This is a genomic window from Paenibacillus sp. KS-LC4, from assembly GCF_036894955.1.
Taxonomy (GTDB): Bacteria; Bacillota; Bacilli; order Paenibacillales; family Paenibacillaceae; genus Pristimantibacillus.
In genome coordinates this window covers 860,550-880,719 of record NZ_CP145905.1, presented here as the reverse complement: position 1 = coordinate 880,719, position 20,170 = coordinate 860,550, and the positions used below count along the sequence as shown (strand labels likewise).

Genomic DNA, 20,170 nt, shown 5'->3' with positions numbered 1-20,170 from the left:
TATGGGGAGTTGTGCGCTTCGCATAAAACCTGTATATCCAAATGGCAGAAAGCGTAAAGCTTTATTTCCTAAATCATAATAGATAGATACATAGCCGAGAGTGAACCAAAGGTCAGTATAGATAGTAACAACGCCAGTAACGGACAACGCATGCTAAGCTCCTGCGATTCGGGATTGAGCAGCCTAATTAACCGATAATTAATGGTATGGTCGGCAAAGGAAGCATGAACAAAGCTCCGAGCGCTGCGTTCTCCACGACTATATTTCACCAGCTTGAGCAGGGCGCCGCCGAGACTATGCTCGCTCACCTGCCGCTGCAAAGCGAAATGGTCGGCTAACAGCTCGCGGGTCGTTTTATACTGCTCGACCCCCCAGCGTAAAATCGGCATATACCACAATACTGTTGCCCCGACCTGCAATATCAAAATCATCAGCGGGTCGCGATTGCGATAATGAAAGTGCTCATGCTCGATCACCGCCTCAAGCTCCTCCTTGTCAAGCAGATTGAGAAGGCCCGTGGATAAAATGATTTTGGGTCGTAGAAAACCAAGCGTCAGCGCAATCGGCTCTGGATGTGATACGACCATGATTGCCTTGCTGCCTGCAAAATAAATCGCATTCAGCTCATCCGATAAGGCGTCATGCTGTAAAATAGTCATTTTACGCTTTGCGGCTCGTACACCCAGCCACTGCTTCACCGTTACGTACAACAGATGGACGAACGTCCCAAAGACAGCAAGCTTCATCATGTAGCCAAGGAGCAGCAGGCTGTAACGCTTGATCAGGCTTTCGCATAATTCAAATACATTAAACGCAGCCTTCTCCCAGCCAAGCAGCGTATGCGCCGCATACATGCCCATTTGCAGCAGAGTAAATCCAATCAGCATCAGGCAAAAGCCAAACGTCCATTTCGATCTAAGACTCCAGCTCATGGCGCCTGCCCTCTTTAAGCGATTTGATTTTTTGCTCCAGCTTGTCCAGCAGCTCTTCATCGGCCTCTTCCATCGCATCGAACATATAGTTGACGACGAGCGGGCCAAGATCTTCAAGAAGCTCGCGCGACTGAATGCTCAGAAATTGCTCTTGCGTGTGCACAGGCGCATATTTCGCCGGCTTGCCTGATGACTTCACCAACAGCCCCTTGTCCACAAGACGATTCATGACGGTCATAACGGTGTTGAAATTTAATGGCTTGTCCTGATCGAGCTTATGCTGTACATCCTTGATGTAGCTATCAGGCTGCGACCACAGGATGGTCATAATCCTTGCCTCCAACGGGCCAAAAAAGCGCTCCAGCCCTTTTGTCTGAATGTCACTTGTTCCCACGACTACCTCACACCTTGTTATAACTACTTAATGTAGTGTTAGTATAAAACCGCTTTATGAAAATAACCTTAAAAAAAGATGAGCAGGAAATTAATTTACTAAAATGACACAAAAATACATCCTCGCCTCATACAGACTAGCTATGCGAATAGGCAGCCAGGCGCTCCAGCACATAGCGCCGAACGTCCTCCCGCAAATCTTCACGCTCCAGCGCAAAATCAATCGTCGCTTGAACAAAGCCAAGCTTATCCCCCACATCATGGCGCTTGCCTGTAAAACGGTGCCCAATGATCGGCGACAGCTCGTTCAACCGCTGCAGACTGTCCGTTAACTGAATTTCCCCTGCCTTGCCCGGCTCCGCCTTCGACAAAAGATCGAAAATAGCCGGCTCCAGCACATAGCGGCCCACAACAGCCCAATTCGAAGGTGCTTGTCCGGGAAGCGGCTTCTCGATTAGCTCACGAATATGTCCCGCTTCGTCGCGAATATCGGCAATGCCATATTTATGCGTCTGATTCCACGGAACCTCCATAAGTGCTACGACTGAGGTGGCATACTGCTCATAACGATCAATCATTTGCTTCAGGCATGGCGGCTCGGACGTCAGAATGTCGTCCCCAAGCAGCACCGCGAATGGCTCGTCGCCAATAAAACGCTGCGCGCACAGCACCGCATGCCCGAGACCGAGCGGTTCCTTCTGCCGAACATAATAAATGTCGGCAAGCTGCGAAATTTCTTTTACAACCTTGAGCATTTCCTCATTGCCGCGCTCCTCTAGCTCTCCCTCAAGCTCAACCGACTTGTCAAAATGGTCCTCGATTGCCCGCTTATGACGGCCGCTCACAATAACGATGCTGTCGATGCCCGACTGTACCGCTTCTTCCACAATATATTGAATCGCCGGCTTATCTATAATCGGCAGCATTTCCTTAGGCTGCGCCTTCGTTGCGGGCAAAAATCTTGTGCCAAGTCCGCCTGCAGGGATAATCGCCTTGCGTACCTTCTGTCCCATACGTCGCCGCCTCCATCTTTCACATTTTGTTCGTGTATAGCTCTCCCCATCATACCTTGTCTTGGCTTCTGTTTCCAGCTAGTCCATGTCTTTTTCACCGCTGCCAGCCGGAGCCGCTTGCAGCTGCGCCAAACGAAGCGGCAGCATAACCCGAATCGTCGTGCCGGATGGCACCCCATTGCCTGCGCCTGCTAAGACGCTGGATTCGATTTCAATCCGGCCTTCGTGAATATCGACGATTTTCTTCACAATGGACAGCCCTAGCCCGCTGCCGCCTTTCACTCGGTCACGCGCCGCATCCGCTTTATAAAAACGCTCGAATACCCGTTCCTGATCAGCGGGGGCAATACCGCTGCCGCTATCGGCAATACGTACGGTCGCACAGCCCTCTTCCTCAGATAGCGTAATACGGATATGCCCATTATCCGGTGTAAACTTCATGCTGTTCGCTAGCAAATTATTCCAAACCTGACTCAGCTGATCCTCATCCGCGACGATGACCGTCTCCTCCATCAGCAGCTCAACCGTGAGCTGCTTCGCCATCCACTGCGGCTCACATGAAAGCACGACATTGCGAAGCTGGCGGTCGAGCCTGATCGCTCGCGGCTCAAAGGGATGCTGCTTCGAGTCCAGCGAAGCGAGCTTAAGCAAATTCTCGCTCAGCCGGGACAAGCGGCTGCTCTCCTGCTTAATAATGTCGACGTATCGGTTGCGCTCCTCATCGGTCAGCTGCTCACTGCGCAGCACCTCAGCGAAGCCGCCGATTGAGGTCAGCGGCGATTGTATTTCGTGGGAGACATTCGATACAAAATCCTGCCGCATCGTCTCCAGCTGCGACAAGCCTAATGTCATGCGATTGATGCTGTCTGCCAAATGACCAAGCTCATCCCGGCGCTGCAGCGGAAGCTGCACAGAGAAATCTCCGGTGGCGATGCGCTTCGTCGCTTCGGTCATCATTTTGAGCGGCTTGACCAAATAACGTGCAGCAATCGGAATTAGAATGCAGCCGGCGACAAGCAGCGTAATCAATATGGTGTAGGTGTTGCGCTGGAAGCTGCGAATTTCCGGAATGCGATCGGGCCGAACGAAAATCGCCCACTCCCTTTCGCCAAGCACAGCTTTGCGCCCTAAAGCTGGTGGCGAGGACGGCCCGTTGCTCTCGCCCTCAGCTTGGCTTGGCAGCATTTGCAGCTGACCGGCCAAAGCATTATCAATCACCTCTGGCGTTAGAAGCTGTGTAATTTCCGCGCTGGTCTTGCCCGCCACAATGACTTCTCCACTACGGTCTATGGCTACAATCGCTATATTTTGCATTTCTGCAACCTGTTTAATGAAGATACTCAAGGACTTTGGCTCGGAAGCGGCATAAAGCTGTTCCATCCGTACAATCGAGAGATCCAACAGCTTAGGAAACTGTCCGCTTAAATCCCTTGTGAACATTTGATCCGCCATCCAATAAGCAATACCCATGCTGATGACCACAATGACGAGAAACGTCAAGGTCACGCGGACATACAGGCTGCGAATCATTCAAGCTCCTCCATTCGATAACCAAGCCCGCGAATCGTGACGATTCGGATGCCCGCTTCTTCCTCGGTAAAGCGCTCGCGCAGCCGTTTGATATGTACATCCACCGTCCGCTCATCCCCTTCATAGTTCATGCCCCATATTTGCTCGATCAAATGCTCCCTTGAAAATGTTTTGTCCGGGTAGCTTGCCAGCTTGAACAACAGCTCAAACTCTTTAGGCGGCAGCAGCAGCCGTTTGCCAGCCATCGTGACATGAAATTCACTCAAATTAAGCGTCAGCCGCCCCAGCTCCACGGTCTGTGAAGTCGCGATACGGTAGCGCTTGAGCAAAGCTTTAATGCGTACTGCCAGCTCTAGCGGCTCAAATGGCTTTACCATATAATCATCCGCCCCAAGGCCGAAGCCTTTTACTTTATTCGCCGTTTCTCCTTTAGCGGTCAGCAGCAGCAGCGGCATATCATACGATGCGCGCAGCGTTTCGCATAAGGCCCAGCCATCCATGCGCGGCATCATGACATCAATAACGGCTAAATCCGGCAGCACCGTCTCAAGCAGCTCTAGCGCCTCCTGTCCATCCTGCGCTTCTATAATTTGAAAACCTTCGCGGCGCAGCAAAATGCTGACCAGCTCACGAATGTTTGGATCGTCATCTACAACTAATATTTTTGGCATGCGGCTCTCCCCTGCGGTTCGACTTTACCCTACCATAATACATATAGATGAATTTAAGATGAACATGTTTGACAGTACCCGTTAATTGTAATAATTTTAAACTAGAAATGATGATCAGAGGTTATCGAATGGAGGCAATTATTTATGCATAAAACAATTATTATCGGTACTGGACCTGCGGGACTAACCGCTGCTATTTATTTGGCTCGCGCCAACATGGAGCCGCTCGTTATTGAAGGCTGGCAGCCAGGCGGCCAGTTGACGACGACGACCGAAATTGAAAATTTCCCCGGCTTCCCTGACGGCATTCTCGGCAGCGAGCTGATGTCCAATATGCGCAAGCAAGCACAGCGCTTCGGCGCTACGTTCCGGACGGGCTCTGTGAAAAGCGTAGATTTCAGTAAACGTCCTTATACACTCGATGTGGAAGGAATCGGCGAGCTGCAAGCTGAATCCGTTATTATTTCTACTGGCGCTTCGGCAAAATATCTCGGTATTCCCGGCGAGCAAGAAAACATTGGACGCGGCGTCAGCACATGCGCAACCTGCGATGGTTTCTTTTTCCGCGGCAAAAAAATTCTCGTTGTCGGCGGCGGCGACTCCGCTATGGAGGAATCGGTGTTCCTAACTCGCTTCGCGTCGGAAGTAACGGTCGTTAACCGCCGCTCCGAGCTGCGCGCTTCGAAAATCATGCAGGATCGCGCTCGCGACAATGACAAAATCTCCTGGAGCCTCGACCGCACCCCGCTTGAGGTAGCAGCCGGAGATACTGGTCTTCAAGGACTTAAAGTGCGCAACAATGAAACCGGTGAGGAAGAGCTGATTGAGGCGGACGGCGTATTTATTACGATCGGGCATACGCCGAACACAGGCTTCCTTGGCGGTCAAATCGACACTGACGATCAAGGCTATATTATTGTGAAGCCCGGAACGTCCGAGACGAACATACCAGGCGTCTTCGCCTGTGGCGACGTGCAGGATCGCCAGTATCGCCAAGCGATTACGGCTGCTGGTAGCGGCTGTATGGCAGCGCTCGACGCCGAGCGTTACCTGGAAGCCCAAGCACATGCCGCTGCGGTGCATGCTTAAGCTCACTTTCCCTAAATAAAGGATGGCATGGTTTCCTTTCACGGTAATTAATCAGAGCTGATGATAAAGGCAATGCTACCGAGCACATTACGTTCAAAGGCTCATAGATTATAGAAAAGGTACAACCTCGCTGAAAAGTGCGGGTTGTACCTTTTTTTTGCGTTTGGAGATACCGATTCAAATACCGAAGCCCTCGAAGCTTGGGGCACACACTTTTATGTTTCAAGGACTGAGATGCCGCTATTTTGGATTTTGATCCGATTTCAGGCTATAAGCGGACAGGAGATCCGTTATCATCCTAAAAAACCCGTCGAAATGGGGATGAACAACGTATTAGCGACTCCTGAGTCCAAAGCCTTTCCCAAAGCAACGATTCGGTTGAAATAGCTGCTGCTGTGTCCAACAAATTTTATCTTCACGGCGATAGTAACCCCTTAAACTAAAATATAAAACGGCCTTCTGAGCCGTAGCAATGCCCATTCATTTTAAAACACCTACTACGACTTAAGCGGGATATACCCCGTTTTTTCTATTAAATACTGCCCCTGCGGCGATAAAATCCAGTCAATAAACGGCTGTACTTTAAGGTTGTCAGTACCTGCGGTTATTGCATAAAATTTCGCCGTAAGAGGATATGTCCCGTTTCTAACGTTCGCGCGGTTCGCCTCCACGCCGTTTATTTTCAGTAAATGGATCTGCTGCTCATGTACCATTTCGGTGGCGTAGAAAAGGAACGAAAAGCCGATTGCATTTTTATAATTGCGGTAGCTTGCAGTTTGTTTAATGATATCACCCATCCCGGAATTAACATCCTCTTTCGCAGGCTCCATCAGTTGCTTATCCTTCATGATTTTTTGCAGCATCGTCTGGCTTCCGCTGTTCTCTCTGCGCTGGAATGGCCGAATTTTCTCATCCGCGCCCCCAAACTGCTTCCAGTTCGTGAGTTCCCCTGCGTAAATGCCCTTAATCTGCTCCAGCGTCAAATCTTGTATCTCATTGCGGCTGTTTACAAAAAAGATAAAAGCCTCATAGCCAATCGGCGTCATCGTAAGCTCCACTCCAGCCGCTTTTGCCTGCGCTTCCTGATCCTTGGACGGTGCAGGTGCAAAAATAAGATCAGCCTCGCCTTTAATTAAGCGATTATAGGCATCCTCTGTACCGTTCACCTGAACCTCGCTATCCTGCCCATAGTAGGGATATTCTTTTTGCTTGTATACCGCCTGAACGAATGCCGCATACATCGGATATAGGGCGGTTGAGCCATCCAAATGCGGCAGCTTACTGCGGATTTTGAGCGATGCCGGCTCTTGCAGGGATACCGTCTTCGTTCCTTCTCGGAAAGGTTCATAATCCCTCATATTTATCGCTTGATCATCGACGATTTTCAGCTTCTCTACGTATTGTTCATAGCGCCATCCGAGCACAAAGGTTATTGCAATGACTAAGATTGCTGAACCGCACAATGACCAGAAAACCTTAGCTTTCAAGACATCAATATAAGCTAGCAAATAAAAGATACTAATAAGCGCAGAAGCCGCAATGACTAATACACCATATAATTTCGAGCCTGTTGACAGCATCACAATAGCATAAATGATCCAAGTAAAGAACATAATTGGAAAGCTAATAAGTATCGCAGCTAAAATAATGGTACTCCACTCTCTCTCTTTCAACGACTGCTTCCCCCTTTTTCGCTCTATAGCCTTTTCCCCTTATTTTAGCGAATGGTTAGCATACAGCTAGTACCAAGTTTGCGTAGTACTGGAATCTGCACACTATCCTTTGTTGCGCCAGCCTGCATGAAACCGCTAAGATTAAAGAAGTACCGCCAAGGACATGCTAAAGGAGATCGTTATGCTTAGATGGGTTTCTGCCATTATTTACGCTTTATTGCTTGTCACCGTTTTTATATACAAAAACAATCTGCTCGATTGGCTGCAAAATGACACGCCATCTGTCTTTATCGTCTTTCTTGTCGCGCTATTCCTCGTGCTCGTTCCCGTCGTTCCATTTAAGCTCATGATTGCCCTGCTCGGTTTTATGTACGGTCCGTTGCTTGGGGCATTCATTAGCTGGCTTGCCGCCTCACTTGCTGCCATCATCGTATTTCTGCTGGCGCGCTATCTCTTTCAAGAGCAAGGGCGAGCCTTCCTTCGTAAGTTCAACCAACTGGACAAGCTTCAGGCAACGATGGAAAAAAGACCATTTCTTACGATTTTGACAGCACGTTTAATACCGATCATTCCGCATATGGTCGTCAATGTTTATCCTGCTGTTGCTTCTGTTCGGCTGCTTCCTTATGCCATTGCATCAGCACTTGGTAAAATTCCGTTCATGCTGTTATTTGCCTATATGGGACAAAATATGTTTAAAGACTGGGCGAGCTTCGCATTATTCGCAGGCGTATACGCCGCCTTTTTCGCCACATCCTATGGCGGTTACCGCCTGTGGTTAAAAAGACAATGAAACGCATAAAATAGCACTGCCTGTTTAAAATAAAGCTCGGACGTTTATAGTATGTTATCGGATGAATACAGGGAGGCAAGCTTGACAAAGCGCTCGTTATTTGTAATAATTATAAATAAGTAATAATTATAAATTATGCGATCAGCTTTTCACCTTTGATATTAAACTTAGCAAACTTCCCTTGCAGAAACCTAAACTCAGGAAACGAAAGGATGAACGATAATGAACAAAACACATGAGGTATTAAACAAACAAATCGCTAACTGGAGTGTCCTCTATATTAAATTGCACAATTTCCACTGGTACGTGAAGGGCTCGCAATTTTTCACCCTGCATGTGAAGTTCCAAGAGTTTTATGAAGAGGCCGCTTTAAATGTCGATGAGTTGGCTGAGCGCCTGCTCGCACTGGAAGGCAAGCCAGTCGCCACGATGAAAGAATATATGGAGACAGCTTCTATCAAAGATGCCACAGGCAAAGAAACAGCTACTGTTATGGTAGAGTCCCTAATTTCCGACTTCTCAACCATAATTGGAGAGCTGAAAGCTGGCATGTCAATTGCCCAAGAAGCGAATGATGAGACGACAGCCGATATGCTGCTTGCGATCCATACCTCGCTTGAGAAGCATGTATGGATGCTGAAAGCCTTTAATGATTAATTTTAGTCTTTCTAAAGAAAAGGCTGCAACGCAAAAAAGCCTTCAAACTCTGCGACTCGCGCGGGTTTGAGGGCTTTTTGGTTGTTATAATCCGATTATACGAGCTTAATCGTACAGCTAGCTACTTCTTTGCCTTGCCATATTGCCGAAAGCTTGTCACCATCCTGCAATGCAGCTACACCAGCTGGCGTCCCCGTAAAAATGAGATCGCCCGGCCCAAGCCCGTAGTTGTCGTTAATGTGCCGAAGCAGCGTTCCAATATCAAACAGCATATCGGCCGAATTGCCATGTTGTACTTCTTCATCATTGCGGAGCAGCGCAAAATCATGGGCCTTGAGCTCTTCCGAACCAGGGTACGGCAGCCATGCGCCAAGGGGGGCGGAGCCTTTGAAGCCTTTGGCCGGCAGCCATGGCTGGCCTTTCGCTTTGATTTTGCTTTGCACATCGCGAAGCGTCATATCAAGTCCCAGTGCCAGGCCATCAATACATGTGTCAGCGTCCATGCCAGGCTCAAGCGTCCTGCCAACCCGCAGCACCAGCTCCAGCTCGAAATGAACCTCGCCTTGATTACCCGGCAGCTCCACAACATGGCCATCCATCGGTACAAGCGAATGAGTCGGCTTTGTAAATACCATCGGCGATTCAGGCACCTCATTGCCCAGCTCCAATGCATGCAAACGATAATTCCGTCCAATGCAATAAATGTTGCGTACTTCTGAAAACATCTCCATCTCCCTCTCCTGTTTTCTAGGCCCCATTAACCTTAACCCTTCTTCTGAGCGGCAATTTGCTCCGCGAGCTCATTAAGCTCCGTCCAGCGCTCCATAAGCTGCTCCAGCTTTTCTTCCAACTGCTGCTGCTCCTCCGATAGCTGCTGAATCAGCACCGAATCACTGCCGGATTCCTCCATGCGCTGCACAATGTGCGCAATATCATTTTCAGCCTGCTCAATCCAGCCGTCAATTTGCTCAAAATCCTTTTGATCCTTGTAGGACATTTTGAGCGCCCGTTCCTTGCTGCCGCCCGTTCCGGCTTTTGCATTCGATTCGCCCGCTGCACCCCCGCTTCCAGCAGCTATCCCCGTGCCTGTCCCAGCATTCTTCGCATTTCCACCCGCCGAGGCTCCTCCCAGCGTTGACGCTGCGCTGGCCGCCGAGCCATGCTTTTCTAAAAACTCCTGATATTCGCTATAGTTGCCTGTATGCTGCGTAATGACGCCATCCTCAAAGGACAAAATTTTATCAACTGTACGGTCAAGAAAGTAGCGATCATGAGATACGACAAATACGACGCCCGGAAAATCATCCAAATAATCTTCCAATACAGCCAAGGTCGAGATATCCAAATCATTCGTCGGCTCATCGAGCAGCAGCACGTTCGGCGCCTTCATCAGCACGCGAAGCAATTGGAGTCGGCGCTTCTCACCGCCTGACAGCTTGCTGATCGGACTCCATTGCATCGCCGGAGGGAACAAAAACCGCTCCAGCATTTGTCCTGCGGAAATGAGCGAGCCATCCGCCGTCTTCACCTGCTCCGCACCTTCGCGGATAAATTCAATCACGCGCAGCGACTCATCCATCTCTTCATGCTCCTGCGAGAACCAGCCGAGATTAACAGTGAGGCCCAGCTCAACTGTGCCTTCATCCGGCTGCAGCCTGCCCTCAATCAGCTTCAGCAGCGTCGACTTGCCGCTGCCATTGCGTCCGATTATGCCTACCCGGTCCTCTGGTACGGCAATATAGCTGAAATCACGAATGAGCGTCCGCTCGCCAAAGCGCTTCGTCACCTTTTCAAGCTCGACGATTTTACGTCCAAGGCGGGTGGAGGCGACCGATACATCCATTTTCCCCGCACTTTGCTTAGGCGCCTGTGCCTTCAAATCCTCAAAGCGATCAATTCTCGCCTTCTGCTTCGTCGTTCTCGCCTTGGCTCCACGCCTGATCCAGGCCAGCTCGCTGCGCAGCAGATTTTTGCGTTTGCTTTCTGTTGCCGCCTCGCGTTCTTCCCGCTCCAGCTTAAGCTCTAGAAAACGGCTGTAGTTCGCTTCATAGAAATATGCACGTCCGCCGTCCAGCTCAATGACCCGATTACTGACCCGATCGAGGAAATACCGATCATGGGTAATCATAAGCAGTGCGCCTTTGCGCTTTTGCAGCATGCCTTCCAGCCAAGCGACCGAATCATTGTCGATATGGTTCGTCGGCTCGTCCAAAATCAAAATATCCGAAGGCTGGAGCAGCGCTGCCGCCATCGCTACCCGCTTGCGCTGCCCACCGGAAAGCGTCTCAACCTTCTCGTCAAAATGAAGAATGCCCAGCTTTGCGAGCGCAATCTTCGCCTCACTCTCCAGCGTCCAAGCATCCCATTCATCCATCCGCTGGTTCGCTTTGATCAGCCTTTGCTGGAGCGCCTCGTCACTTGGATGAAGCTCAAGCGCTTCAAGCGCCTCCACATGCTCGCGCACAGCACGCTGCTGCGGCGAATCGCCGCCTAGCACATGCTCAAGCGCCGTTTCTCCCGGCGCAAACACCGGGTCCTGCGACAGCATGCGAATCGTTACCCGATTCCCTATAGAAATGTTGCCCGCATCTGCTGGCTCAAGTCCGGCAATCACTTTGAGAAACGTCGATTTGCCCGTCCCATTGACGCCGATAATGCCAATTTTGTCGCCATCCTCAAGACCGAAGGTAACGTCCTCGAACAGCATTTTTTCCCCGTAGCTTTTCGTAATATGTTCGACTGATAATAAATGCATCGCAATAACCTACTTTACATCAGAGATAGTTGTGCCAAGCTAGCTTTTCCTGCAACAGATCGCTTAGAAAAGCCGCCCTTTTCAACTATCATATCATAATCCGCGCCGCTCCACCCCGCCAAGGCATTTACCCCAATTTAATATTGACAAAAATATTTTTATGTGTTATAATATAATATTTTATTATTTACACTGATTTATTTATCCCTTATGATAGACATGCTTGGCCAAGCACAATTTGAGCTGATGCTCATCGGAGGGATCATATGCTGCTTGCAAAAGGCATTGCCATGCTTGAGATTACAGCCGTCATTATGGGAAAATCCACAACGATTCACCCTACCCTTATTTGGGATCAAAATCACCAAATCCTTATAGACACTGCCCATCCCGGGCAGCTTCCTTTACTTCAGGAGGCCGCAGCACAAGAAGGCGTTCTTCTCGAACATATAACCGACATCGTACTTACGCATCAAGATATCGATCATATTGGCAGTCTGCCCGCTGTTATCGAGCAGGCTAATCATGCTCCGCAAGTGTGGAGCAGCGACATCGAGAAGCCCTACATTGAAGGACGCAAGCGTCTGATTAAAATAACCGATGAGGCGCTCGCGAGCCTAGACCTCATGTTTCCTCCGGAGACACCCGCTGCATTCCGCGCAGCTTTTCGAAAAATGCTTGAGCATCCGCCCCACGCCAATGTAACAGCGCAGCTGCTAAGCGGCGATAAGCTTGATATATGCGGCGGCATCAGCGTTATTCATACGCCGGGACACACACCCGGACATGTCAGCTTGTACCATCACGCGAGCCAAACCTTAATAGCCGGAGATGCGCTTATTGTAGAAAATGGCAAGCTAGCACCTCCTATTCCTGCTGCCACACTCGATTATAAAATGGCGCTGCAATCACTCAAAGCACTCGCAGATTACCCCATCCAGCATGTAATTTGCTATCATGGCGGTTTATGCAGCCGCCAGCCTAGCGAGCAAATAGCTCGCATATATGCAGCAGCCGCCCTTTAAACAAAACAAAGGCCGTCCCAATGCAGTGTAAATACTGCCTGGGGACGGCCTCGCTTATTTCATTTTTCATTAAAATGCCTTTTACTTATTTGCTTGCTTCTGCATATTTCGTAGCGTTCAGCAGTAAGGTAACAACCTCTGCTCTTGTCGCATTCGCACTCGGATTGAACCTATTGTTCGCTCCTTGTACAATACCTGCTTTGGCTGCCGCAGCCACATAAGGAACTGCCCAAGCTGGAATTTCACTCGCATCGGCAAAAACTACCGTTGCCGCCGTGTCAATTGGAAGACCTAGCGCACGAACCATAATCGCCGTCATTTCAATACGGGTCAATGGATTGCTTGGACGGAACGTATTGTCCGCATAACCGCTAATGAGTCCTGCTTCCGACAGCTGCGCTACGAAGGAGCGTGCCCATACCGGAATCGTATCCGCATCGCGGAAATTCGGCACCGACGTTGCGTCTCCAAGCTTGAATGCACGACTAACCATCGTGACAAACTCAGCGCGAGTCGCGTTTGCCTCTGGACGGAATGTACCGTCAGTGAAGCCTTTTACAATGCCTTGCTCTACCGCTTGCTTAATCGACTGCTCTGCCCAGTGTCCCGTTACATCCTTCAGCGGAGCTGAGGTTGGTGTTGGGCTTGGCTCTGGACTTGGACTCGGAGACACGGAAGGTGTCGGGCTCGGGCTAGGCGTGCTCGTTCCCGGATTGCTCGTTCCTGGCGTTCCTGTGCCCGGGTTACCGGAGCCTAGCAAATCGGTAATTCTGCCTTGAATGCCGATATCTACTGTACCGATTTTCGCTAAATATTCATTGAACACTTCATAGTCTACAAAGTTCAGTTCATAGAAGCGGCCAGCATCCTTTGCTGCTTTCATCGACAGATAGAAATCGCCGCCATTTGCCATGAAGGAATTCGTTGCTACAATGTAATACGCATTTGGATCAAGCGCTACATATTCGCCTTGCTCATTCAGCACTTCTACTTTTACGATTCGCTCGCCCTGTTGTGTCACAACACCCGTAACCGAGTTGTAGATTTCAGGCTTCTTCGTGGAATCGAACGTATAACGCATGCCCGCAACTTGCGGGAATCTGCCTTCTTCCGTCGTCGGCGTAGATCCGCTGACGCCATTTTCAAGAGCAGCAGTGATTTCCGCACCAGTCATTTTCAGTGCCGTCAGATTGTTGCCAAAAGGCATAACCGTCAGCAAATGGCCTAGTGTAATGTCGCCAGCAGGGATGGAATCACGGATGCCGCCTGCATTTTGAATGGTTACAAAACCGGCGATGCCCGATTTGTCGATTAATGGACTATTTTTCACCTTGTCCAGCATACCGTCTGCAATCAGGTTACCAAGATTCGTTTCCTGTCTGCGCACATTTTTGCGAAGACCATCGAGTGCAACATTCGATTTGCCGACAACCGTCTTCTGAAGCTCCGCGATTGGCGCCTTAAACCCCTCCAGCTTAGCCGTGTGCTCAGGAAGAGCCGTAAATTTATAATTCGAGCCAATCTTCTCATCTACATTCACCAGCTCGCCATTCCATACGACAAGCTCGCCTTGCGCGTCAAAGATCGCATCCAGCTTGCCCAGATATACGCCGTATTCTCCCGTTTGCACGATCAGGGTAGAAGCTGCCTCCGCCGTCTTCTTATAAACAGTCGGCTCATTCAGCTGTGTATGCGAGTGGCCTCCGACGATAATGTCTATGCCCTCAACTGCCGCTGCCAGCTTAAGATCCTCGCCATAGCCCAAGTGGGACAGTACGATGATTTTGTTGACTCCTTTCTGCTCAAGCGCTGCAACCGTTGAACGCGTGCTATCAACATAATCCTCAAATCTTACCTGTCCTGGAGAAGCAAGCAGTGCCGTATCTGGTGTTGTTAATCCAACGATACCTACCTCTTCACCGCCGAATTGCTTAATAATTGCCTTATGAATTTCCGCCTTATTATCATCAGAAGACGAGGAGTACACAATATCATCATTGAACAAAGCATCAAGCTCTGCTTCGCCGCTGAAGTTAACGTTCGAGCTGACAAATGGGAAGTTTGCCCCTCTGATGAATGCCGCAAGCGTTGCTGCATCCTTGTCAAACTCATGATTGCCGAACGTCATGGCATCATATTTCATTTCATTCATAAACCAAAGATCGGCAAGTCCTTTAAATTGATTGAAATACAGCGTACCCGAGAATACATCACCAGCATCAAGCAGCAATGCATTTTCCTTCTCACTCTTCAGACTCGTCGCGGCGTTAACTCGACGCGGCGCATTGTCCAAGTGTGCATGGGTATCGTTCGTATGAAGAACGCGCAAATCAAATGCGTTCTGCACATCGGTAATACGGCCCTCTACTCCAATGTTTACCGTACCTACCTTACTCAAGTATTCATTGAACACTTCATAATCTACAAAGTTCAGCTCGTAGAAGCGTCCAGCATCCTTCGCCGCCTTCATGGACAGGTAGAAGTCGCCGCCATTTGCCATGAAAGAATTCGTTGCTACGATATAATAAGCATCTTCATCGATATCAACATATTTGCCCTTGTCATTCAGCACTTGAACCTTCAGTATACGCTCACCTGACGTAGTAATTTGACCTAATACCGAGTTATAAATCTCCGGCTGCTTCGTCATATCATAGTAAAATTTCATGCCTGCCACTTGCGGGAATCTGCCTTCCTCGCTAACTGGCGTGGAGCCGCTGACACCATTTTCGAGCGCAGCTATGATTTCGCGCCCTGTCATTTTCAGCGCTGTCAGATTGTTGCCGAAAGGCATAACCGTCAGCAAATGACCAAGCGTAATATCGCCTGCCGGAATCGAATCGCGGATGCCGCCTGCATTTTGAATCGTTACATATCCGGCAATGCCTGTTTTGTCGATTAATGGGCTATTTTTCACCTTGTCCAGCATGCCGTCTGCAATCAGGTTACCAAGATTCGTTTCCTGTCTGCGAACGTTTTTGCGAAGGCCGTCTAACGCCACGTCCGTTTTGCCTACTACCGTTTTCTTCAGCTCAGTAAGAGGAGCATTAAACTCCGCCACCTTGGCTGCGGCAGTCGGGTCTGCTGCAAATACATATTGCGAGTTAACCTGCTGATCTACATTCACAAGCTTGCCATCCCATGAGGTCAGCTTGCCTGCCGCATTAAATTTAACATCCAGTTGGCCCAGATTCACGCCATACTCGCCTGTTTGAACGATAAGCGTTGGATCTGCATTTAGATTTTTACGGTATACAAAAGGTTCATTTAATTGCGTATGCGAGTGGCCGCCGACAATAATGTCAATGCCATCCACCTCAGCCGCAAGCTTCTGATCCTCGGTATAACCGATATGGGACAAAGCAATAATTTTATTAATACCGAGCGATTCAAGCTGCGCAACTGTCGCTTCTGCGCTTGCCTTCACATCGTTGAATACGACTTTGCCCGGGGAAGCAAGCAATGCTGTATCCGGCGTCGTCAGGCCGAAAATACCAACCTTCTCGCCATCCACTTCTTTAATGATAGCTGGGTAAATTGTAGCATCATTCGCTGCGCCATCCACTTGAGGAATGCTGTTAACGAATTTGCTGCCAAGCTCAGCTTCACCGCTAAAATTCACATTTGCTGCAACGAATGGGAATTCTGCGCCATTAATGAATGCCGCAAGCGTTGCTGCATCTTTATCAAACTCGTGATTGCCGAAGGTCATAGCATCATATTTCAATTTGTTCATAAACCACAGATCAGCAAGTCCATGGAATTGGTTAAAATAGAGCGTACCCGAGAATACATCGCCTGCATCAAGCAGAAGCGTGTTGTCGTCGCGCAGGCTGTTGATTGCCGTCACGCGGCGAGCCATATTGTCGAGATGCGCATGCGTATCATTCGTATGCAGGACACGCAATGAGAAATTGTCATTGCCAACAACCGGCTTGCTGCCAAGATCAAGCTGAGCAAGCAATGGATCATGGTCGCTGACGCGTCCCATGGAATCCGTAAAGTCAGCATTGACGTGCACCACTTCAATAGCCGAATAGTCTGTCAGAGCATCATTGACGAGAATATGGTCAAGCGTCTGGGAGTTGCCATCATAAATATAAGAGTAACGATCCTTTTCCGGCATTTCGTCTACCAGATTAGTCAGAACATCCTTCTTCAAAATATCAAGCGTCTTCGAGAACTGGAAGTCATTCAAATCGCCCAATACCGCAACGTTAACATTAGGATCACTAGCTACAAGCTGTGACACGAAGGAATTTACGATTCCAGCTTGCAGCGCACGCTGCGTTTCACTGCTGCGGATAACCGGCTGAATCGTTCCCCAAGGAATGCCGTCTCCGCCTTTGGAATTAAAGTGATTGGCCACTACTACAACGCGTTTGCCTTGGAAGTTAAATTCTGCAGCAAGCGGCTTGCGCGAAGCATTAAAGGCTGTATCTGTCGGGCTAATCCGTCCCGGATTCACAGACAGAGTGCCGTCGCCCTTCACTTGTACCGCCGTTGTCGAATCGCCCTTCGTTCCTGCGGCAAGCGTCACACGGGCTGTATTATACAAGAACCCTACGCGGATGTTACCGCCTGGAGCCCCGCCGTCCATTCCGTCTACAGGAGCAATGTCCGTGTAAGCATAAGTTGGACCGCCTTTAGCAACAACAGCGTTGATTAGCGTCTGGAAGCTTTGGCTTGCATCCGTTACGCCATTGTTGGTTTCACCATTATTGTCTTGAACCTCCATAAGTCCAATAATGTCCGGTTTTTTAAGATTGTCTACGATAATACCGCCGATTTTTGCAGCCTTGGTTGTCTGGCTGCTGCTGAAGTTTTCTACATTGAATGTAGCAATTGTCAGCTTATCATCAGCTGCAACAGTAGTCGCAACACCTTGCGTACGCGATGAATAAGTAATAGCCGGCAAAGCGCCATCCGGAATGAGCTTGAACAAATTGCTCGTATAATTCAACACGCCTGTAATCGGAGCATTAAACTGATCGCCAGTCTTAATGTCCTGCCCAGCCGGTTTTGCTGCGATATACATTTTTTGCGGGTTCAGGCTGCTTTCGAAAGGAAGCACTCCGTCTCCTGTAAGTACAATGCCGCCTGCATCTGTTTTAATTGGATTGTTAGCGCCATTATCGAAGGTAACTGGCGTAACCGAGTTCGCATACGGGCCAGTAATAAGGGCATCATTCAACTGGATGCGCATGCCTTCAAGGCTTTCGAAGAAATCAATTGCATCGCCATCAGGATTGAATGCGCCGAAGCTGTCGGTATCAATTGCTGTAGGAACGATACGTCCATTGGTACCAAGTACAATTGGAGCAGGCAAGGGCTGCGAAGGAAGTCCCCGCGTAACATTAGTAGCAGTAATTTGTGTAACCGTTAGAGCAGGGCTCGTGCCATACTCGACAACTGTGCCATCTACCGTTACCGCATCTCCTACTTGAGCGCCATGTGCCGCTTTATACACTTGAATCGCTTCGGAGGTAGCAGGATCGTTATCCATGCTGCTATCTGGCTCCTGCATGTAGAAGCTGTTCGTGCTTGCCGATGTAACGATACCGGAAACGTTGGTTACCGCTACATTTTCATAAATGGAACGATGAGTTTTGCCCTGAATCGTATGGATTTTAATACCGTCTGTATTTTGCAGCACCGTATATTCGAAGGTGTATACGGAGCTCGTATCAGCACCTGCTATTACGATTGCTTTAATCGTTGTATCAGCATTAATCGTTATTGGAGCGCTGTATACTGGACTTGCAGATGTCGGTGTTGATCCATCCGTCGTAAAATGAATCACTCCGCCACTCATTAGCGTGCTAAGCTCTACCGTTCCACCCGTCGCGATACCGCCAGAAGGAATGCTCGCTATAACGGAAAGCTTGCGCTCCACGATGTCGGACGAGCTTCTTGGAACAAGCTCAAGGCCTACGCCTGTGTAATAAGTCATAACGCCTGTCACTTGCTCAAAGGTTTTGTTCAGCGCAAATGCCGTATCGGAGGAATAAATCGCAATCTCCTGGCTGCTGGCCGCATCTGTTGCATAGAATACGCCGCTTGCCGCGCGCTTAATGGTTACATCATTAATTTGTACCAAACGGCCTTCCGATTGATTCCGCAGTGCGTCACTCGTACCGAAAGACGTCGAAGTAATGACGGTCGGCGCGGGAATTCCACTTTGTCCATTGATTGTGACATAGCCGCCAGTTACCAGATCGGTATCCAATTGCAGCAAGCCATTGTAAAGCGACGTTTGACCATAAACCTCAACGTCATCTCCTGGCTGTGCACCCGAATCAGTCCCTCTAACAACGACTGCAGAATCGGCATCCTGAACAAACAGATTCACTTTGCCGCCAGACTCTGTACGGTGGGAAACAGTCCCTTGCGTGACAACCTTCGAGCCTACCGCTGCGCTGCGCACATCTGCAATGGCAACGGGTGTAAGGTTAGCGAGTGTATAAGAGAACTCAGTCAGGCCGCTAATCGTGCCTTCTGTATTTTTCACATACGCATGAAGCGTCATTGGAGCTGTAACTTCGATAGGCGAAGCATAGGCTGTAAAATTTTCCGGAGCAACTGGAGCATCCGGGCTGTAGACGCTGTAATAAACGCTGTAGCCAACTGTTGCTGTAGACAAGGTTACATACGTCCCTGCGGGAACCTCTCCTCCAGCCGGGCTAGCCGAAACGCTTGCAACTGCGCCATAAGAAGAATTTCTCGGGCTTGGAGCAGCTACTGTGAAATCTGCATTGTTATTATCCGTATCAAGCGCCCGATCTCCTGGATTCAGCGCCTTGCGGATAGCCGCTAATGCAGCGCCCAGGTCGCCAGTCGGCGCACCTTCTCCGCCCGTCGCCGTCGAACCGTAGGCAACTAGATCTACTACCGCGCTGCTTGCATTTAGCAGTCTTACTTTACCAGCAGTACCGCCCATACTAAGCGTACCAATAGCATCCGGCGATTCAAGATCAGCAGCCGTTGTGCTTGCTCCCGCCGCCTCTTGAATAAGGAAATAGCCTTTAGCCGCAATCGTGCCGCTCAAATTGTGAATATTCGTTGTGAAAGCTCCTGTAGCCGAAGTATACTGCACGCTCCAGCCTGCAAGGGAAATCGGTGAATCGGTTGGATTGTACAATTCTATAAAGTCCTGTTTGATTGGTGCGCCGCCGTTGCCGCCGCCCCCATACACTTGCGAAATCACAATATTGTCATTGCTTACGGCCGCTTGTACAGGTGCGCCAAAACCACCCAATACCGTTCCTACCAGCAAAATGGAAGCCAAAAACAGGCTGACTGGCCGCTTGAACGCCTGAAACTTTCGTCTCATAGACAATCTCTCCTTTTTTCCTAGATCAATTTCATAGATAGTTCTTTTTCCTCACATATACATGACATTAATACCATTTTGTCGATTCTAGCTGTCGTTTTGTGCAATAAACCGGGTGAATATACGAAAAATCCACAATAAAATTACTTTTTGTGCATTTCCCATCAATCAACTCCTTATCAAAATTTCATATAAACATAAATCAATGAAAAAAAGGAATCTTTTTATCTCTATTTAATATTTAATATAAAGTAGAGCAGAGCTATTGTAAACGTTTTGGCCGAAAAATATTGTTAAGCTATCTTT

The 20,170-nt window shown here is 49.1% G+C and carries 13 protein-coding genes; 4 read left to right on the top strand and 9 right to left on the bottom strand.

Annotated features, from left to right (window positions below):
* Positions 1-68: 68 nt before the first annotated feature.
* The 5 genes from V5J77_RS03760 to V5J77_RS03740 all read right to left on the bottom strand — a co-directional run bounded on the left by V5J77_RS03760 (position 69) and on the right by V5J77_RS03740 (position 4,539).
* Entirely contained in the window at positions 69-932 is an 864-nt protein-coding gene (locus tag V5J77_RS03760) for a M56 family metallopeptidase (RefSeq protein WP_338554460.1), read from the bottom strand.
* Entirely contained in the window at positions 916-1,260 is a 345-nt protein-coding gene (locus tag V5J77_RS03755; protein ID WP_338554459.1) for a BlaI/MecI/CopY family transcriptional regulator, read from the bottom strand. The genes V5J77_RS03760 and V5J77_RS03755 overlap by 17 nt, the downstream gene beginning before the upstream one ends.
* Before the next feature lie 202 nt (positions 1,261-1,462).
* Entirely contained in the window at positions 1,463-2,338 is an 876-nt protein-coding gene (galU, locus tag V5J77_RS03750) for a UTP--glucose-1-phosphate uridylyltransferase GalU (protein WP_338554458.1), read from the bottom strand.
* A 78-nt stretch (positions 2,339-2,416) separates the two neighbouring features.
* The gene (locus V5J77_RS03745; protein ID WP_338554457.1) at positions 2,417-3,868 is read right to left on the bottom strand and encodes a HAMP domain-containing sensor histidine kinase; all 1,452 of its coding nucleotides are present in this window, start codon (positions 3,866-3,868) and stop codon (positions 2,417-2,419) included.
* Entirely contained in the window at positions 3,865-4,539 is a 675-nt protein-coding gene (locus tag V5J77_RS03740) for a response regulator transcription factor (protein ID WP_338554456.1), read from the bottom strand. The genes V5J77_RS03745 and V5J77_RS03740 overlap by 4 nt, the downstream gene beginning before the upstream one ends.
* Before the next feature lie 144 nt (positions 4,540-4,683).
* Here V5J77_RS03740 and trxB point away from each other — a divergent pair, with 144 nt between their 5' ends.
* On the top strand, positions 4,684-5,628 hold the full coding sequence (trxB, locus tag V5J77_RS03735) for a thioredoxin-disulfide reductase (RefSeq protein ID WP_338554455.1): 945 nt from the start codon (positions 4,684-4,686) through the stop codon (positions 5,626-5,628).
* 497 nt (positions 5,629-6,125) lie between these two features.
* On the opposite strand, the gene V5J77_RS03730 is transcribed toward trxB, so the two are convergent.
* The gene (locus V5J77_RS03730) at positions 6,126-7,301 is read right to left on the bottom strand and encodes a substrate-binding domain-containing protein (RefSeq protein ID WP_338554454.1); all 1,176 of its coding nucleotides are present in this window, start codon (positions 7,299-7,301) and stop codon (positions 6,126-6,128) included.
* A gap of 181 nt (positions 7,302-7,482) precedes the next feature.
* Here V5J77_RS03730 and V5J77_RS03725 point away from each other — a divergent pair, with 181 nt between their 5' ends.
* Positions 7,483-8,094 (top strand): VTT domain-containing protein, encoded by a 612-nt coding sequence (locus V5J77_RS03725; RefSeq protein WP_338554453.1) that lies wholly within the window; start codon positions 7,483-7,485, stop codon positions 8,092-8,094.
* Between the two features lie 219 nt (positions 8,095-8,313).
* Positions 8,314-8,751, top strand: coding sequence for a Dps family protein (locus tag V5J77_RS03720; protein WP_338556532.1), 438 nt, complete (start codon positions 8,314-8,316; stop codon positions 8,749-8,751).
* 95 nt (positions 8,752-8,846) lie between these two features.
* On the opposite strand, the gene V5J77_RS03715 is transcribed toward V5J77_RS03720, so the two are convergent.
* Positions 8,847-9,509: a fumarylacetoacetate hydrolase family protein gene (locus V5J77_RS03715; protein ID WP_338554452.1), complete on the bottom strand. Its 663-nt coding sequence runs from the start codon at positions 9,507-9,509 to the stop codon at positions 8,847-8,849.
* Positions 9,510-9,514: 5 nt separating this feature from the next.
* The gene (locus V5J77_RS03710; RefSeq protein WP_338554451.1) at positions 9,515-11,506 is read right to left on the bottom strand and encodes an ABC-F family ATP-binding cassette domain-containing protein; all 1,992 of its coding nucleotides are present in this window, start codon (positions 11,504-11,506) and stop codon (positions 9,515-9,517) included.
* Positions 11,507-11,772: 266 nt separating this feature from the next.
* Between V5J77_RS03710 and V5J77_RS03705 the strand changes: the two genes are divergently transcribed.
* The gene (locus V5J77_RS03705) at positions 11,773-12,531 is read left to right on the top strand and encodes an MBL fold metallo-hydrolase (protein WP_338554450.1); all 759 of its coding nucleotides are present in this window, start codon (positions 11,773-11,775) and stop codon (positions 12,529-12,531) included.
* A gap of 85 nt (positions 12,532-12,616) precedes the next feature.
* On the opposite strand, the gene V5J77_RS03700 is transcribed toward V5J77_RS03705, so the two are convergent.
* Positions 12,617-19,864 carry a 5'-nucleotidase C-terminal domain-containing protein gene (locus V5J77_RS03700; protein ID WP_338554449.1) on the bottom strand — a complete coding sequence of 2,416 codons (7,248 nt, stop codon included), beginning with the start codon at positions 19,862-19,864 and terminating at the stop codon, positions 12,617-12,619.
* Between the last annotated feature and the right edge of the window lie 306 nt (positions 19,865-20,170).

Bases quoted from the DNA above. Each gene is read 5' to 3' on its own strand.
- V5J77_RS03760 (WP_338554460.1), bottom strand. From the start codon at position 932: ATGAGCTGGAGTCTTAGATCGAAATGGACGTTTGGCTTTTGCCTGATG.
- V5J77_RS03755 (WP_338554459.1), bottom strand. From the start codon at position 1,260: ATGACCATCCTGTGGTCGCAGCCTGATAGCTACATCAAGGATGTACAG.
- galU (WP_338554458.1), bottom strand. From the start codon at position 2,338: ATGGGACAGAAGGTACGCAAGGCGATTATCCCTGCAGGCGGACTTGGC.
- V5J77_RS03745 (WP_338554457.1), bottom strand. From the start codon at position 3,868: ATGATTCGCAGCCTGTATGTCCGCGTGACCTTGACGTTTCTCGTCATT.
- V5J77_RS03740 (WP_338554456.1), bottom strand. From the start codon at position 4,539: ATGCCAAAAATATTAGTTGTAGATGACGATCCAAACATTCGTGAGCTG.
- trxB (WP_338554455.1), top strand. From the start codon at position 4,684: ATGCATAAAACAATTATTATCGGTACTGGACCTGCGGGACTAACCGCT.
- V5J77_RS03725 (WP_338554453.1), top strand. From the start codon at position 7,483: ATGCTTAGATGGGTTTCTGCCATTATTTACGCTTTATTGCTTGTCACC.
- V5J77_RS03715 (WP_338554452.1), bottom strand. From the start codon at position 9,509: ATGGGGCCTAGAAAACAGGAGAGGGAGATGGAGATGTTTTCAGAAGTA.
- V5J77_RS03710 (WP_338554451.1), bottom strand. From the start codon at position 11,506: ATGCATTTATTATCAGTCGAACATATTACGAAAAGCTACGGGGAAAAA.
- V5J77_RS03705 (WP_338554450.1), top strand. From the start codon at position 11,773: ATGCTGCTTGCAAAAGGCATTGCCATGCTTGAGATTACAGCCGTCATT.
- V5J77_RS03700 (WP_338554449.1), bottom strand. From the start codon at position 19,864: ATGAGACGAAAGTTTCAGGCGTTCAAGCGGCCAGTCAGCCTGTTTTTG.